This window comes from Streptomyces sp. NPDC087440, assembly GCF_044744005.1.
Classification (GTDB): Bacteria; Actinomycetota; Actinomycetes; order Streptomycetales; family Streptomycetaceae; genus Streptomyces.
The window spans coordinates 66,070-81,269 of record NZ_JBIUXN010000034.1; the positions used below are offsets into that span (position 1 = coordinate 66,070).

The 15,200-nt window shown below is 71.0% G+C and carries 15 protein-coding genes; 10 read left to right on the forward strand and 5 right to left on the reverse strand.

What is annotated here, in order from left to right; all coding sequences use genetic code 11:
* Positions 1-47 precede the first annotated feature (47 nt).
* From argJ to ACIO3O_RS40565, 4 genes are read left to right on the forward strand one after another with little or no spacing between them, the layout of a single operon-like run.
* A complete protein-coding gene (argJ, locus tag ACIO3O_RS40550; RefSeq protein ID WP_401755280.1) occupies positions 48-1,199 on the forward strand; it encodes a bifunctional glutamate N-acetyltransferase/amino-acid acetyltransferase ArgJ in 1,152 nt (383 codons plus the stop codon).
* Positions 1,196-2,122 (forward strand): acetylglutamate kinase, encoded by a 927-nt coding sequence (argB, locus tag ACIO3O_RS40555; RefSeq protein WP_401755283.1) that lies wholly within the window; start codon positions 1,196-1,198, stop codon positions 2,120-2,122. Before argJ ends, argB begins: the two co-directional genes overlap by 4 nt.
* Entirely contained in the window at positions 2,119-3,315 is a 1,197-nt protein-coding gene (locus ACIO3O_RS40560; protein WP_401755284.1) for an acetylornithine transaminase, read from the forward strand. The genes argB and ACIO3O_RS40560 overlap by 4 nt, the downstream gene beginning before the upstream one ends.
* Before the next feature lie 5 nt (positions 3,316-3,320).
* Complete coding sequence (locus tag ACIO3O_RS40565) at positions 3,321-3,872, forward strand: arginine repressor (protein ID WP_189827480.1); 552 nt, start codon at positions 3,321-3,323, stop codon at positions 3,870-3,872.
* On the opposite strand, the gene ACIO3O_RS40570 is transcribed toward ACIO3O_RS40565, so the two are convergent.
* The 4 genes from ACIO3O_RS40570 to ACIO3O_RS40585 form a co-directional block, all read right to left on the reverse strand.
* Positions 3,869-4,852: a bile acid:sodium symporter family protein gene (locus ACIO3O_RS40570; RefSeq protein WP_401755287.1), complete on the reverse strand. Its 984-nt coding sequence runs from the start codon at positions 4,850-4,852 to the stop codon at positions 3,869-3,871. The two genes, ACIO3O_RS40565 and ACIO3O_RS40570, sit on opposite strands and share 4 nt — an antisense overlap.
* A gap of 70 nt (positions 4,853-4,922) precedes the next feature.
* On the reverse strand, positions 4,923-5,621 hold the full coding sequence (locus ACIO3O_RS40575) for a L,D-transpeptidase (RefSeq protein ID WP_401755290.1): 699 nt from the start codon (positions 5,619-5,621) through the stop codon (positions 4,923-4,925).
* A gap of 9 nt (positions 5,622-5,630) precedes the next feature.
* Positions 5,631-6,221 (reverse strand): pyridoxamine 5'-phosphate oxidase family protein, encoded by a 591-nt coding sequence (locus ACIO3O_RS40580; protein WP_401755292.1) that lies wholly within the window; start codon positions 6,219-6,221, stop codon positions 5,631-5,633.
* Positions 6,222-6,321: 100 nt separating this feature from the next.
* On the reverse strand, positions 6,322-7,680 hold the full coding sequence (locus ACIO3O_RS40585) for an NAD(P)/FAD-dependent oxidoreductase (protein WP_401755295.1): 1,359 nt from the start codon (positions 7,678-7,680) through the stop codon (positions 6,322-6,324).
* Positions 7,681-8,003: 323 nt separating this feature from the next.
* Between ACIO3O_RS40585 and argH the strand changes: the two genes are divergently transcribed.
* From argH to ACIO3O_RS40600, 3 genes are all read left to right on the forward strand, one after another.
* Positions 8,004-9,431 carry an argininosuccinate lyase gene (argH, locus tag ACIO3O_RS40590; protein ID WP_401755298.1) on the forward strand — a complete coding sequence of 476 codons (1,428 nt, stop codon included), beginning with the start codon at positions 8,004-8,006 and terminating at the stop codon, positions 9,429-9,431.
* Positions 9,432-9,540: 109 nt separating this feature from the next.
* Entirely contained in the window at positions 9,541-10,089 is a 549-nt protein-coding gene (locus ACIO3O_RS40595) for a TetR/AcrR family transcriptional regulator (protein ID WP_401755301.1), read from the forward strand.
* Positions 10,086-11,636 carry an MFS transporter gene (locus tag ACIO3O_RS40600; RefSeq protein ID WP_401755304.1) on the forward strand — a complete coding sequence of 517 codons (1,551 nt, stop codon included), beginning with the start codon at positions 10,086-10,088 and terminating at the stop codon, positions 11,634-11,636. Before ACIO3O_RS40595 ends, ACIO3O_RS40600 begins: the two co-directional genes overlap by 4 nt.
* Before the next feature lie 79 nt (positions 11,637-11,715).
* Here ACIO3O_RS40600 and ACIO3O_RS40605 read toward each other — a convergent pair whose 3' ends face one another.
* Positions 11,716-12,387 carry a 1-acyl-sn-glycerol-3-phosphate acyltransferase gene (locus ACIO3O_RS40605; protein WP_189827421.1) on the reverse strand — a complete coding sequence of 224 codons (672 nt, stop codon included), beginning with the start codon at positions 12,385-12,387 and terminating at the stop codon, positions 11,716-11,718.
* A gap of 259 nt (positions 12,388-12,646) precedes the next feature.
* Between ACIO3O_RS40605 and ACIO3O_RS40610 the strand changes: the two genes are divergently transcribed.
* The 3 genes from ACIO3O_RS40610 to ACIO3O_RS40620 all read left to right on the forward strand — a co-directional run bounded on the left by ACIO3O_RS40610 (position 12,647) and on the right by ACIO3O_RS40620 (position 14,957).
* Positions 12,647-13,813 carry a glycerophosphodiester phosphodiesterase gene (locus tag ACIO3O_RS40610; RefSeq protein ID WP_401755307.1) on the forward strand — a complete coding sequence of 389 codons (1,167 nt, stop codon included), beginning with the start codon at positions 12,647-12,649 and terminating at the stop codon, positions 13,811-13,813.
* Between the two features lie 88 nt (positions 13,814-13,901).
* A complete protein-coding gene (locus ACIO3O_RS40615; protein WP_401755310.1) occupies positions 13,902-14,420 on the forward strand; it encodes a sigma-70 family RNA polymerase sigma factor in 519 nt (172 codons plus the stop codon).
* Positions 14,421-14,456: 36 nt separating this feature from the next.
* Positions 14,457-14,957: a GNAT family N-acetyltransferase gene (locus ACIO3O_RS40620; RefSeq protein WP_401755312.1), complete on the forward strand. Its 501-nt coding sequence runs from the start codon at positions 14,457-14,459 to the stop codon at positions 14,955-14,957.
* Positions 14,958-15,200 lie beyond the last annotated feature (243 nt).

Sequence of the window (15,200 nt, forward strand, 5' to 3'; positions counted from 1 at the left end):
CCCGCGCCGCTGCGCTGCGCGAGCGGAGAAGCGAACAAGGAGAAGCAGTGAGCGTCACGGCAGCACAGGGATTCACGGCGGCGGGCATCGCCGCCGGGATCAAGGCGAACGGCAACCCGGACCTGGCCCTCGTGGTCAACACCGGCCCGCGCCGCGCCGCCGCGGGCGTCTTCACCTCCAACCGCGTCAAGGCCGCCCCCGTCCTCTGGTCCGAGCAGGTCGTCAAGTCCGGCGAGATCGCCGCCGTCGTCCTCAACTCCGGTGGCGCCAACGCCTGTACGGGCCCGAAGGGCTTCCAGGACACCCACGCCACCGCCGAGAAGGCGGCCGACGTGCTCGGCATCGGCGCGGGCGAGGTCGCCGTCGCGTCGACCGGCCTCATCGGCGTCCTGCTGCCCATGGACAAGCTGCTCCCCGGCATCGAGAAGGCCGCCGCCGAACTCTCCGCCCACGGCGGCGAGAAGGCCGCCATCGCCATCAAGACCACCGACACCGTGCACAAGACGTCCGTGTACGAGGGCCAGGGCTGGACCGTCGGCGGCATGGCCAAGGGCGCGGGCATGCTCGCCCCGGGCCTCGCCACCATGCTCGTCGTCCTCACCACCGACGCCGACCTCGAAGCCCCCGTGCTGGACAAGGCGCTGCGCGACGCCACCCGGCAGACCTTCGACCGGGTCGACTCCGACGGCTGCATGTCGACCAACGACACCGTGCTGCTGCTCGCCTCCGGCGCCTCCGAAGTCGCCCCCGGCCACGAGGAGTTCGCGACTGCCGTACGTACCGTCTGCGACGACCTCGCCCGCCAGCTCATCGGCGACGCCGAGGGGGCCAGCAAGGACATCCGGATCGAGGTGATCAACGCGGCCACCGAGGACGACGCCGTCGAGGTCGGCCGGTCCATCGCCCGCAACAACCTCCTCAAGTGCGCCCTGCACGGCGAGGACCCCAACTGGGGCCGGGTCCTGTCCGCCATCGGCACCACGAAGGCCGCCTTCGACCCGAACGAGCTCAACGTGGCCATCAACGGCGTCTGGGTCTGCAAGAAGGGCTCCGTCGGCGACGACCGCGACCTGGTCGACATGCGCTACCGGGAGATCAAGATCACCGCCGACCTCGCCGAGGGCTCCGAGTCCGCCGTGATCTGGGCCAACGACCTCACCGCCGACTACGTCCACGAGAACAGCGCGTACTCCTCATGAGCACCCCTGCGAAATCCACCGCCCGCAAGCACACCGCCCTCCCCAAGGCGCAGATCCTCATCGAGGCGCTGCCCTGGTTGACCCGCCATCAGGGCAAGACCGTCGTCATCAAGTTCGGCGGCAACGCCATGATCGACGAGGACCTCAAGGCGGCCTTCGCCCAGGACGTCGTCTTCCTGCACCACGCGGGCCTGAGGCCCGTCGTCGTGCACGGCGGCGGCCCGCAGATCAGCAAGCAGCTGGACGCGGCGGGCATCGTCAGCGAGTTCAAGGCGGGCCTGCGGGTCACCACGCCCGAAGCCATGGACGTCGTACGCATGGTCCTGGCCGGACAGGTCCAGCGCGAGCTGGTCGGCCTGCTCAACCAGCACGGCCCCCTCGCGGTCGGCCTCACCGGCGAGGACGCGCACACCATCACCGCCACCCAGCACTTCCCGCAGATCGACGGCGCGGCCGTCGACATCGGCCGGGTCGGCGAAATCACCGCGATCGACACGGGCGCCATCGAGGCGCTCCTGGCGGACGGCCGCATCCCGGTCGTCTCCTCGATCGCCCGCTCCCAGGACGACGGCCATGTCTACAACGTCAATGCTGATACGGCGGCTGCGGCACTCGCTGCGGCGCTGGACGCCGAAACGCTGATGGTCCTCACCGACGTCGAGGGCCTCTACGAGGACTGGCCCAACAGCGACGACGTCATCAGCCGCCTCACCGCCACCGAGCTGGAGAAACTCCTGCCCGAGCTGGCCAGCGGCATGGTCCCCAAGATGCAGGGCTGTCTGCACGCCGTGCGCAACGGCGTCCACACCGCCCGCGTCATCGACGGGCGGGTCCAGCACTCGATCCTGCTGGAGATCTTCACGGACGAAGGAATCGGCACGATGGTCGTGCCCGACGAGCCCCAGGGGGAGCACCAGTCATGAGCAACGCCGACCTCGCCGGACGGTGGCAGAACGCCCTCACCGACAACTACGGCACCCCCACGCTCGCCCTCGTGCGCGGCCAGGGATCCACCCTCTGGGACGCCGACGGCAAGGAATACGCCGATTTCGTCGGCGGCATCGCGGTCAACGCCCTCGGCCACGCCCACCCGGCGATCGTCACGGCGGTCTCGCACCAGATCGCCTCCCTGAGCCACGTCTCCAACCTCTTCGTCGCCGAGCCGCCCGTCGCGCTCGCCGAGCGGATCATCGAGCTCTCCGGCCGCCCCGGCAAGGTCTACTTCTGCAACTCGGGCGCCGAGGCCAACGAGGCCGCCCTCAAGATTGGCCGGCTCACCGGCCGCACCCACATGGTCGCCACCACCGGCGGCTTCCACGGCCGCACCATGGGCGCCCTCGCCCTCACCGGCCAGCAGGGCAAGCGGACGCCCTTCCTCCCGCTCCCCGGCGACGTCACCCACGTACCGTACGGAGACGTGGAAGCCCTCCGCGAGGCCGTCACCGAGGACACCGCGCTGCTGGTCATCGAGCCCATCCAGGGCGAGATCGGCGTCGTCGTACCCCCGCCCGGCTACTTGTCGGCCGCCCGGGAGATCACCCGGGCCACCGGCACCCTCCTGGTCCTCGACGAGGTCCAGACCGGCACGGGCCGCACCGGCCACTTCCTCGCCCACCAGGCCGAGGAGGGCATCGACCCCGACATCGTGACCCTCGCCAAGGGCATCGGCGGCGGACTCCCGCTGGGCGCCACCGTCGCGTACGGAGCGGCCGCCGACCTCCTCAAGCCCGGCCAGCACGGCTCCACCTTCGGCGGCAACCCGACCGCCTGCGCCGCCGGACTCGCCGTCCTGGACACCATCGCGGCCGACGGACTCCTCGACGAGACCAAGCGCAAGGGCGAGAAACTGCGGGACGGGATCCAGTCACTGGGACACCCGCTGGTCTCCCACGTCCGGGGTGCGGGCCTGCTCCTGGGTATCGTCTTGTCCGAGTCCCTCGCTCCCCAGGTGCAGCAGGCGGCTCAGGACGCCGGTTTCCTGGTGAACGCGCCCGCCCCGGATGTCGTACGGCTCATGCCCGCCCTGACCATCGGCGACGACATCCTGGACGCGTTCCTCCAGGCCCTGCCAGGCGTTCTCGACACGGCACACGGGGACCAACGATCCGGAGAATGACGCAGATGACCGAGGCGCACGCGCGGGACAACGAACACGGCGGCAACGGCGGCCCCGCCGTACCCCAGACCCGGACCGCACGGCACCGCCGGATCGTGGACATCCTCAACCGGCAGCCGGTGCGCTCGCAGAGCCAGCTCGCCAAGCTGCTCAGCGACGACGGGCTGAGCGTCACCCAGGCGACGCTCAGCCGCGACCTCGACGAGCTCGGCGCGGTGAAGATCCGCAACACCGGCGGCGAGCTGATCTACGCGGTGCCCAGCGAGGGCGGCTTCCGCACCCCGCAGGCGCCGCTGGGGGAGTCCGCCAAGGAGGAGCGGATGCGCCGCCTCTCCGCCGAGCTGCTGATCTCGGCGGAGGCCTCGGCCAACCTGGTCGTCCTGCGCACCCCGCCGGGCGCCGCCCAGTTCCTGGCCTCGGCCATCGACCAGGCGGAGCTGCGGGCCATCCTCGGCACGATCGCGGGCGACGACACGCTGATGCTGATCAGCCGCGACCCCGCGGGCGGCCAGGCGCTGGCCGACCACCTGCTGCGCCTCGCGCAGAAGGAACGCTAGGCCGTCCGCTCCTCGTCCTTCCTGCTGCGGTACGACATCCAGGCGGCCACCAGCGCCCCCGACACGTTGTGCCACACCGAGAAGACCGCGGAGGGCAGCGCGGCCAGCGGGCTGAAGTGGGCGGTGGCCAGCGAGGCGGCGAGCCCCGAGTTCTGCATGCCGACCTCGAAGGCCATCGCCCGGCTCGCGGGCTTCCCGAGGCGGCCGAGCTTCCCGGCCCCGTACCCGAGGGCGAGCCCCAGCCCGTTGTGCAGCACCACGGCGACGAAGACGAGCAGGGCCGCCGACTTGATCGCGGCGGCGCTGCCCGCCACCACCACCGCCACGATGACGGCGATCGTCGCGGCCGACAGCCACGGCAGCGTGCCGAGCACCCGCGCCAGCCACCGCCCCGCCACCAGTCGTACGACGAGCCCCGCGATCACCGGCAGCAGCACGGTCTTGAGGATGTCCCCGACCATCGCCCCGGCGTCGACCGGCAGGTACTCCCCGGCCAGCAGCAGCGTCAGCGGCGGCGTGACCAGTGGAGCCAGCATGGTGGACACGGTCGCCACGGACACCGACAGCGCCACGTCGCCGCGCGCCAGGTACGTCACCACGTTCGACGCGGTCCCACTGGGCGCACAGCCCACCAGGATCACACCCGCCGCGAGTTGCGGCGGCAGGTTCAGCGCGTGGGCGATGAGCCACCCGAGTCCCGGCATGATCACGTAATGGGCGACGAGCCCGAGCAGCACCGCCCACGGCCGCTGGGCGACCCCCTTGAAGTCCACCGGTGTCATCGTCAGCCCCATGCAGAACATGACGATGCCGAGCAGATACGGCACGGAGGTCTTCCAGTCGGCGAAGGTGCCCGGGGTCAGCAGCCCCAGGGCACCGGCGAGAAGCACCAGTACGGGAAAGACGGTGACGGCCCGCCTGGCCGTACGTTCGGCAGCATCCGGGCTGGTGGGAGCGGGTGTCTCGGTTTCGGTACGCACGTCGTGATGCAACGCCCGGACGGCCCGCCCACGCAACACCGTCTCGATATGTGGTCGCTACACGTACGCATCAGTAGCGGGTGATCGCCGTCGCCCCGCCCGCCGTCCCGATGGCGACATGAGGCTTACGTCCGGGATCGACCCAGCGCAGGATCCGCCGCATCGCCTCCTTCGGCACGGACACGCAACCGGCCGTCGCACCGGGCCCGTTGACGTGCAGGAAGATGCCCGCACCCCGACCCCGTACGGGCCGGTCGTAGTTGAACCCCACCACCAGCGCGTGCGCGTACTGCACCCCGTAGGCGTCCAGCTTCTCGGACTCGCTCGCCCGGCAGTCCTTCGGGAGCCCCTCCACCCACCGGTTGTACGCGCGCGACAGGTTGTCCTGGCACCACCACGACCTCGCCCCGACCCGCCGGTAGCGGACCTGCGTCCCCACCGGCGCGGCCTCGGTCCCGAACCCGTACGGCAACTCGTACAGCCCCGTCGGCGTCGTGTTGGTGCTCTGCACCCGCGTCGCCCCCTCGACCAGCCCCTTCGCCCCGAACCGCGCCGGCGCGCTCCCCGCCGCGACCCACCGGGAGCCCCTGCGCTCCCACCAGGTCACGGTCCCCGCGCTGGACCGACCGCTGTCGGCCACGGCGGTGACGAGCTGGTGCCCGCCGCCGGTGTCGGCCATCCGCTCGGGAAGCGGGACTTCGGGGGCGCCCGCCCCCAGCAGACAGGACACCAGGACGGCACAACCGGCGGCGACGCGCGCGAGGATCATCCCCCGACGTTACGAAGCCTTCAGCGGCGGAAGCGGCAACGGCACTCCGGGAAGTCCGTCGATGCTGGTGGCGATGTCGTCCTTCTTCTCGAAGTACGCCGACAGCGACGCGTCGTCCTCCCGCGCGAACCGCGAGGTGTGCAGCGTCCGGTCCTCGTCGTACGTCATGAACGGCACCGCGTACCCGCACGTGTCCCGGACCTTCTCGGCGGTCACCACGATGACGGCCCGCAGCCCGTTGCGCGTGACGTCGTACCCGGTGAACCGCTCCAGCAGCCCCGGGAACCGCGGGTCGTCGCGGAAGACCGGCTCGCCGCGCCCGTGCACACGGACGATGTTCGGCGGTCCCTCGAAGGCGCACCACATGAGCGTGATCCGCCCGTTCTCGCGCAGGTGCGCCACGGTCTCGGCGTTGCTGCCCGCGAAGTCCAGATAGGCGACGGTGTGCTCGTCCAGCACCACCCAGGACCCCTTGAGGCCCTTGGGCGAGAGATTGATGGTCCCGTCACCGGCGAGCGGCGCGGTGGCCGTGAAGAACACCGGCTGCGCTTCGATGAAGGCGCGCAGCCGCCCGGATATGTCTGCGTATGACTTGCCCATGGGGTCATTCTTCGGCTCATGTGCGATGCGGACCAGAGTATTCACCAGCTGGACGCCTGCTTCCGGGTGCGGCTCGGTACAGCCGCACCCGGCCGTAAACCTACAGCTGGGCCCGCACGCCCGCGCCGTACTCCTGGACCTCCTCCGGGGACAGGTAGGCCTTCGTGCGTTCGAAGTCCTGGAGGGTCTTGGGGCGGTTGTCCTGGAAGCCGGTGCGGACGAAGTCGTCGCCGGCGACCGCGTTGAGGCCCCAGTTCACGACCACGCGGGCCCGGGCCGTCAGTGTGGGGAGGGCCATCACGTGGTAGCCGCGGGCCACCACCTGGGCGGGGAGGCCGTGGAGTTCGATGCCGAGCGGCTTGGAGACCGCGTCCGCGCCGCCCAGGTCCACCACCAGGCCCAGGTCCTTGTGGATGTACGGCTTCAGGGGGGTGCCCGTCATGCTCGCCACGATGTTGTCCGCGAGGACCTTGCCCTGGCGCTGCGCGTGCTGCGCGGTCGGGGGGCAGATCGCGTCGCCGCCCTTGGCCACGTCCGGCACCGCCGCCACGTCGCCCGCCGCGTACAGGCCGTCGTAACCCGGCACCTTCAGCTGGTCGGAGGAGATGATGCGGCCCCGGACGGTCTCCGCGCCGAGCGTGTTGACCAGCGGCGACGCGGCGACGCCCGCCGTCCAGATGAGGGTGCGGGAGGGGAGGGTGCGGCCGTCGGTCAGCTTGACCGTGGTCTCGTCGACGGCGGCGACGGAGGTGTTGAGGGAGAACTCGATGCCGCGTTCGCGCAGCATCGCCATCGCCTTCACGCCGAGCCGATCGCCCAGCTCCGGGAGCAGGCGCGGGGCCACGTCGACCAGGTGCCAGCGCACCAGGGACGGGTCCAGGCGGGAGTAGCGCTTGAGGGCGTTCGTGGTGAGGCGCTGGAGGCAGGCGGCCGTCTCCACGCCCGCGTAGCCGCCGCCCACGACGACGAACTGGAGGCGCGCCCGGCGCTCCTCCTCGTCCACGGCCGCCGCCGCCAGGTCGAGCTGCTCGATCACGTGGTCGCGGATGTACGCGCCCTGGCTGAGCGTCTTGACGCCCAGCGCGTGGTCGGTGAGGCCCGGGATGTCGAAGGTGCGGGTCGTGGACCCGGCGGCGATGACCAGGTGGTCGTACGGCTTGGCGGTGATCTCACCCGTCGTCTTGCGGACGATGCACACCTTCGCCTTGGCGTCGATGCCGATGGCCACGCCCGGCACGATCTTCGTACGCCGCAGACGGCGGCGCAGCGAGACCGCGACGGACTGGGGGGTCAGGACGCCCGCCGCCACGTGGGGGAGCAGGGGGAGGTAGAGCTGGTAGTCCTGCGGGGAGATCAGGATCAGTTCGGCGTCGCGCGGGGAGAGCTTGCGCTCCAGCCGGTGCAGGCACTCGATCCCGACGAAGCCTGCGCCGACCACCACAATCCTCGGTCGCGTCATCGTGTCCACTGCTCCTTCGCTCCGGCGGGAATCGCGGAAATCGTCTCCAGCATCGGCGTTGTTGCGCCTGCCCGCTCGTTGGCGGGGGATTCGCACGGCATCCGGGGCACCGGGACAGGGCTTTGACAAAACATACGGAGCTCTGCATAGTTATGCCTATCGCTTACGGGCCCGCCGCGCGGTCCTCGGCCTGTCCCCGAAGGGTGCGGCGGCCCGGCGCGACCTCGCCCGACCGCCACTCGTTACCCGTACGACGTGCCGCCTCCCCGTTCCTCCGCGCGGGGAGGCGGCAGCACATCGACACTTCCTGAGGAGTCTCTGCTGTGAGCAGCAACACCGGTGAAGGCCGGCTCTGGGGCGGCCGGTTCGCCGACGGTCCGGCCGAGGCGCTCGCCAAACTGTCCGCGTCCGTCCACTTCGACTGGGTGCTCGCCCCGTACGACATCGCCGGTTCCCGCGCCCACGCCCGCGTCCTGAACAAGGCCGGACTGCTCACCGCCGACGAACTGACCCGCATGCTCGCCGGACTCGACCTGCTCGAAGCGGACGTGGCGTCCGGCGACTTCGTCGGTACGGTCGCCGACGAGGACGTCCACTCCGCCCTGGAACGGGGTCTCATCGAGCGCCTCGGCGCCGACCTCGGCGGCAAGCTGCGGGCCGGGCGGTCCCGCAACGACCAGGTCGCCACCCTCTTCCGGATGTACCTGCGCGACCACGCCCGCACCATCGGCGGGCTCCTCGCCGAACTCCAGGACGCCCTGGTCGGGCTGGCCGAGGCACACCCGGACGTCGCGATGCCGGGCCGCACCCACCTCCAGCACGCGCAGCCGGTCCTCTTCGCGCACCACGTCCTGGCCCATGTGCAGTCCCTGTCCCGGGACGCGGAGCGGCTGCGGCAGTGGGACACCCGCACGGCCGTCTCTCCGTACGGTTCGGGCGCGCTGGCCGGGTCCTCGCTGGGCCTGGACCCGGAGGCGGTCGCCGCCGACCTCGGCTTCGAGCGGGGTTCGGTCGGCAACTCCATCGACGGGACGGCCTCCCGGGACTTCGTCGCCGAGTTCGCGTTCATCACCGCGATGGTCGGCGTGAACCTCTCCCGGATCGCCGAGGAGATCATCATCTGGAACACGAAGGAGTTCTCCTTCGTCACCCTCCACGACGCCTTCTCCACCGGCTCCTCGATCATGCCGCAGAAGAAGAACCCGGACATCGCGGAGCTGGCGCGCGGCAAGTCGGGGCGGCTGATCGGCAACCTCACCGGCCTGATGGCCACCCTGAAGGCGCTGCCCCTCGCGTACAACCGCGACCTCCAGGAGGACAAGGAGCCGGTCTTTGACTCCTGCGAGACCCTCGAAGTCCTGCTGCCCGCCTTCACCGGCATGATGGCCACCCTCACCGTCAACCGCGAGCGGATGGAGGAGCTGGCCCCGGCGGGCTTCTCGCTCGCCACCGACATCGCGGAGTGGCTGGTCAAGCAGGGCGTCCCGTTCCGGGTCGCGCACGAGGTCGCGGGCGAGTGCGTGAAGGTGTGCGAGGCGGAGGGCATCGAGCTGGACCAGCTGACGGACGATCAGTTCGCCAAGATCTCCGAGCACTTGAAGCCGGAGGTGCGGACGGTCCTGAACGTCCCGGGCGCACTGGCTTCCCGCAGCGGCCGTGGCGGCACGGCCCCCTCGGCGGTCGCCGCCCAGCTCGCGGAACTGAAGGCGGACCTGGCGACACAGCACGCGTGGGCCGAGGCCAAGAAGTAGCCCTCGATACGATCCCCAGGGGCCCGGACGTCACCCGTCCGGGCCCCTTCCGCTTGCTCCTCACCCTCCGAGTGAGACACCCGCGTCTCATTCGGGCTATCCTCGTCTCATGACAGTCGACCGCGACCGCGTCCTCCACTCCGCCGCCGCCCTCCTCACCCGCAAGGCCACCGCGACCATGGACGAGGTCGCCAAGGCCGCCGGCATCGGCCGTGCCACCCTGCACCGCCACTTCGCCGGGCGCGACGCCCTCATCAAGGCCCTGGAGGACCTCGGCATCCGGGAGCTGTACGCCGCCCTCGACAAGGCCGCCCTCGACGAGGGCACCGCCACCGAAGCCCTGCGCCGCCTCATCGCGGGCTCGGAGCCCGTCGCGGGTCTCTTCGCCTTCCTCATCACCGAGAACCAGCTCTTCGAGGGCGAGCAGAACGAGGGCTGGGACCAGATCGACGCCCGCATCGCCGCCCTCTTCCGGCGCGGCCAGGAGAGCGGCGAGTTCCGCATCGACCTCGGCCCGGCCTGGCTGACCGACGCCCTGTACGGGCTGGTCACCTCCGCCGCCTGGTCCATCCAGGACGGCCGGACCGCAAGCAAGGACTACCAGCACATGGTCGCCGAGTTGCTGCTCGGCGGCGCACGACGGAGCGTGGAGAAATGACAAGCACCGAACAACGGCACGCGGGAGCGGCGGAGTCCGGAGGCATAGCCAGTCCGGGCCGCTGGCTCGCCCTGGCCGTGCTCGTCTTCGCGGTGCTCCTGGTGGCCGTCGACGCCACCGTCCTCGGCCTCGCGACACCGTTCCTGAGCGAGGACCTGAAGCCCTCGGGCACCCAGCTCCTGTGGATCGGCGACGTCTACTCGTTCATCATCGCGGGCCTGCTGGTGTCCATGGGCAGCCTCGGCGACCGGATCGGACGCAAGAAGCTCCTACTCACCGGTGCCGTCGCATTCGGCGCGGTGTCCGTGCTCAACGCGTACGCCACCAGCCCCGAGATGATGATCGTCGCCCGTGCCCTGCTCGGTGTCGCCGGTGCGACCCTCATGCCGTCCACGCTCGCGCTGATCCGCAACATCTTCCACGACCCCAAGGAACGCAGCCTCGCCGTCGGCATCTGGGGCGCGGCGGCCTCGGCCGGTGCCGCGGTCGGACCCGTCGTCGGCGGTTTCCTCCTGGAGAACTTCTGGTGGGGCTCGGTCTTCCTGATCAACCTCCCCGTCATGGCCGTCCTCGTCGTCGTCGGCATCAAGCTGCTGCCCGAGTCCAAGGACCCCTCGCCCGGCCCCTGGGACCTCCTCAGCGTGCTGCTCTCGCTGGTCGGCATGGTCGCCGTCGTGTACGCCATCAAGGAAGCGGCCGTGCACGGCTTCCGCTGGGACATCGCGGCGGCGGGCGTCGTCGGACTGGGCGCGCTCTACTGGTTCGTACGCCGTCAACGCACCCTGAAGTCCCCCCTGTTGGACATGCGCCTGTTCCAGCACCGGGGCTTCTCGGGGGCCGTGCTCGCCGACCTCCTCACCATCCTCGGCCTCTCCGGGCTGGTCTTCTTCCTCTCCCAGTTCCTCCAACTGGTCCAGGAACGCTCGCCGTTGAACGCCGGACTCATCGAACTCCCGGCAGCCGTCGGCGCGGTGGGCGCGGGCCTGACCGCCGGATTCCTGGCCCGTCGTACGTCGGTGCGCCTCGCGGTGTCGGGCGGACTGACCGCCGTCGGGCTCTCGCTCCTGGCCTGCACCCTGCTCACCGCCGACACCGGGGTCGTGGCACTGGGCTGCGCCCTGTTCCTCGGCGGACTCGGCGCCGGACTGGCCTTCACCGTCACCGCCGACGTGATCCTCTCCAGCGTCCCCAAGGAGCAGGCGGGCGCCGCCTCCGCCGTCTCCGAGACCGCGTACGAACTCGGCGCGGCCCTCGGCATCGCCCTGCTCGGCTCCATCGTCACCGGCATCTACCGGGGTTTCCCGGTGCCGGACGGGGTGCCCGCCGACGTGTCGGCCGCCGCACACGACTCCCTCGGCGGGGCCGTGGAATCGTCGGCCGCCCTGCCCCAGGACCAGGCGGCCGCGCTCCTCGCCTCGGCCCGCGACTCCTTCACCGACGGCTTCCAGACCGCCGCCCTCGTCGGCGCGCTGGTGCTGTTCGCGACGGCGTGCGCGGCCTGGTTCATGCTGCGCGGCCAGAAGCTGGAAGAGGGCATCGAGCACTGACGTACGCCGACGCATGCAGACGAAAGGGGGCCCGCCGGACGATTCCGGCGGGCCCCCTCCCGTATCAACTCCTGCGCGGTCAGGCCGCCTTGGCCTTCGTGGCGTACATGTCCACGTACTCCTGGCCGGACAGCTGCATGACCTCCGACATCACCGAGTCGGTCACCGCGCGCAGCACGTACCGGTCGCGGTCCATGCCCTCGTAGCGGGAGAACTCCATCGGCTTGCCGAAGCGCACCGTCACCTTGCCCGGGCGCGGCAGACCCGCGCCGCCCGGCTGGATCTTGTCGGTGCCGATCATCGCGAACGGGACGACCGGGGCGCCGGTCATCAGGGTCAGCCGCGCGATGCCGGTGCGGCCCCGGTACAGACGGCCGTCGGGGGAGCGGGTGCCCTCGGGGTAGATCGAGAACATCTTGCCCTCCTCCAGCACCCGGCGGCCGGTCATCAGGGCCGCGACGCCGCCGCGCCCGCCGTCCCGGTCGACCGGGATCATGCCGCAGCTGGTGAAGAACCACGCCATGAGGCGGCCCTTGAGGCCCTTGCCCGTGACGTACTCGTCCTTGCCGATGTAGTGGACCTGGCGCTCCAGGCAGATCGGCATGATCATCGAGTCGATGAAGGTGAGGTGATTGCCGGCGAGGATCACCGGACCCGTCCCCGGGATGTTCTCCGCGCCCTCCACCTGGGGGCGGAACATCAGACGCAAGATCGGTCCGAGCACTGCCTTGATGAGCCCGAGACGGGACAACGGTTCCTCCGAAGTCGTGGGTTTCCGGCGAGCGGAATCAGGTTTACGCGGGACGGCGCAGGTGAGGACGATACTCGCGGGTCGCTGCTGATCGCACATCGGGTTCACCAGTTGGATACGCAGTGTTGACGTGTGTTTGCGGTGCGTTCCGTCCAGTGTCTCCCCTCCTTCATGCGTACGCGTCTACGATCGGGCCCCCATCAGGGCACGGGCCGGTCAAGCCCGGGTCAAGAACTCGCCGGGACAACGAGGAGATTTCATGACACACGGTGCGGAATTCGGCCCCGGGCGGCGGGCGTTGCTCGGTGCGGCGGTTCTCGGCGCGTCCGGCGCGGCGCTCGGAATGTCCGGTACGGCACAGGCCGCGGAATCCGCGAGACGTGGCGACGGTCACGGTGGACCCGCCTACAAGCGGCTGCCGGTCCCGACCGTCGTCGCGCACCGGGGAGCGAGCGGCTACCGCCCCGAGCACACCCTCGGCTCCTACCAGCTCGCCCTGGACATGGGCGCGCACGTCGTCGAGCAGGACCTCGTCCCCACCAAGGACGGCCACCTGGTCTGCCGCCACGAGAACGACATCACGGGCACGACGGACGTCGCCGACCACCCCGAATTCGCGCCCCGCAGGACCACCAAGACCGTGGACGGCGTGCAGCTCACCGGCTGGTTCACCGAGGACTTCACCCTCGCCGAGCTGAAGACCCTGCGCGCCAAGGAGCGCATCCCGGCCGTCCGCCAGCGCAACACGGTCTACGACGGCCGCTGGCAGATACCCACCTTCGAGGAGGTGCTGCGCTGGGCCGAGAAGGAGGGCCGCAGGCGCGACCGCTCGGTCTGGCTGCACGTCGAGACAAAACACCCCACCTACTTCCGCGGCCTGGGCCTCGGCCTCGAAGAACCCCTCGCCCGCCTCCTCCGTAAATACGGCCGCCACACCACGAACTCCCCGACCTTCCTCCAGTCCTTCGAGCCCAGCAGCATGCAGCGCATGGCCAGGCTGGTCTCGGGCCCCCGCGTCGTCCTCCTGGGCGCCGCCACCGACCGCCCCTGGGACTTCGTCCAGGCGGGCGACCCGCGCACGGTCGCGGACCTGGTCAAGCCCGAGGGCCTGAAGTGGATCTCCACGTACGCCCAGGGCATCGGCCCCACTCTGGACCTGGTCATCCCGCGCGACGCCGCGGGCAAGCTGGGCAAGCCCACCACCCTGGTCCGCGACGCCCACGCCCGCGGCCTGGTCCTCCACCCGTACACGGCCCGCAACGAGAACGCCTTCCTCCCCGCCGACTTCCGCAGGGGCGCCGACCCCACCGCGTACGGCGACGTCTTCGCGGCCTTCCGCACCTACTTCGCCACGGGCATCGACGGCATCTTCTCCGACAACCCGGACACGGCCCTCCTCGCAGCCGCCGACCACCGCCCGCAGTAACTGCGCACCGTAATCAATCCGTTACCCGTACGAGTGAGACGCGCCCGGATCGGCAACCGCCCCCGGTCCGGGCCGCGTCCCGCCGGGCATGGATCTACAGCCGCAAGAGGTGCAGGCCCTCACCCCCCTCCTCGCCGCCGAGGCCGCGGCGGAGGCGCCGGGCGCGGGGGTCGACGCCGCCGACCTCGAACAGGCCGTCTGGGTACGGCTGTTGGAGCACCCGGACGCCGCCCTCCCGCCGGAGCCCGCGGGCTGGGTGCGCGGCGCCGTCCGCGCCGAGGCCCGCCTCGCCCGCCGCCGGGTGCGACGGGAGGCCCCGTACGCCACCGAGCCCCCCGCGTCCCACGACGCGGGCCCCGAACCCGCCGTGCTCGCCGCCGAACGCCGCCGCGTGCTGCGCGCGGCGGTCGGCCGCCTCCCGGCCCGCTGCCGCCCCCTGCTGGCTCTGTTGTTGTCCCCCTCCGACCCCACCTACCGGGAAATCGCAGGGGAGTTGGGAATGTCACAAGGGAGTTTGGGGCCCATGCGTTCCCGTTGCCTGGGATGCCTGCGCAGAATGCTCGCGGCGGAGGTTGCGCCCCCTGTGCGCAGGGGAATGGAGCCGTAGAACCGGCCGGTGGAGCGGGCGAGCAGGAGGCAGCACATGGGCACGAGCGTGATCATCTCTGCGGTGGCGGACGAGCGGGACGCCGAGCAGATCCTCAAACTCCAGTACCTCTGCTACCAGAGCGAGGCGGAGCTGTACGACGACTACACCATCGAACCCCTCACCCAGTCCCTGGCGGACCTGACGGCCGAACTCGGCCGGGGCCACGCACTGGTGGCCCGCCTGGGCGGCGAGGTGGTCGGCTCGGTCCGGGCGACGGTCGACGCCGACGGCACGGCACACATCGGCAAACTCATCGTCCACCCCCGGATGCGCCGCCACGGCCTGGGCGGCCGCCTGCTCGCGGCCATCGAGGCACACGTGGCCGCGTCCCTGGACGCGAAGCGCTTCCGCCTCTTCACCGGCCACCGCAACGAGACGAACCTCCGCCTCTACCGCAACAGGGGCTACGCGACGGTCTCCCAGCACCAGTCCACCCCGAAACTGACCCTGATCACCCTGGAAAAGGAAGCCGAGTCCTACGCCACGAGCGCCTAGCCCCGCAGACGCCCCTGAAGGGAGCTGCGAAGCAGCAACCCTTCAGGGGCGCGGGGAACTGCGCGAGCAACCAAACAACAAGCCGCGCGGCGAGCGCTTTAGGGAAGGGGCGGGTCAGGGGCCGAATCCGGGGGTCCGGGGGCAGCGCCCCCGGCCTGAACCGCAACCACCAACCCCCCCCCCCCCCCCCCCCCCCCCCCCAAACCGCCCCCCCCCCCCCCCCCCCCAAAAACCCCCCCCCCC

Coding starts and splice junctions, on each gene's coding strand:
- argB (WP_401755283.1), top strand. CDS start 1,196: ATGAGCACCCCTGCGAAATCCACCGCCCGCAAGCACACCGCCCTCCCC.
- ACIO3O_RS40560 (WP_401755284.1), top strand. CDS start 2,119: ATGAGCAACGCCGACCTCGCCGGACGGTGGCAGAACGCCCTCACCGAC.
- ACIO3O_RS40565 (WP_189827480.1), top strand. CDS start 3,321: ATGACCGAGGCGCACGCGCGGGACAACGAACACGGCGGCAACGGCGGC.
- ACIO3O_RS40575 (WP_401755290.1), bottom strand. CDS start 5,621: ATGATCCTCGCGCGCGTCGCCGCCGGTTGTGCCGTCCTGGTGTCCTGT.
- ACIO3O_RS40580 (WP_401755292.1), bottom strand. CDS start 6,221: ATGGGCAAGTCATACGCAGACATATCCGGGCGGCTGCGCGCCTTCATC.
- ACIO3O_RS40585 (WP_401755295.1), bottom strand. CDS start 7,680: ATGACGCGACCGAGGATTGTGGTGGTCGGCGCAGGCTTCGTCGGGATC.
- ACIO3O_RS40595 (WP_401755301.1), top strand. CDS start 9,541: ATGACAGTCGACCGCGACCGCGTCCTCCACTCCGCCGCCGCCCTCCTC.
- ACIO3O_RS40600 (WP_401755304.1), top strand. CDS start 10,086: ATGACAAGCACCGAACAACGGCACGCGGGAGCGGCGGAGTCCGGAGGC.
- ACIO3O_RS40610 (WP_401755307.1), top strand. CDS start 12,647: ATGACACACGGTGCGGAATTCGGCCCCGGGCGGCGGGCGTTGCTCGGT.
- ACIO3O_RS40615 (WP_401755310.1), top strand. CDS start 13,902: ATGGATCTACAGCCGCAAGAGGTGCAGGCCCTCACCCCCCTCCTCGCC.
- ACIO3O_RS40620 (WP_401755312.1), top strand. CDS start 14,457: ATGGGCACGAGCGTGATCATCTCTGCGGTGGCGGACGAGCGGGACGCC.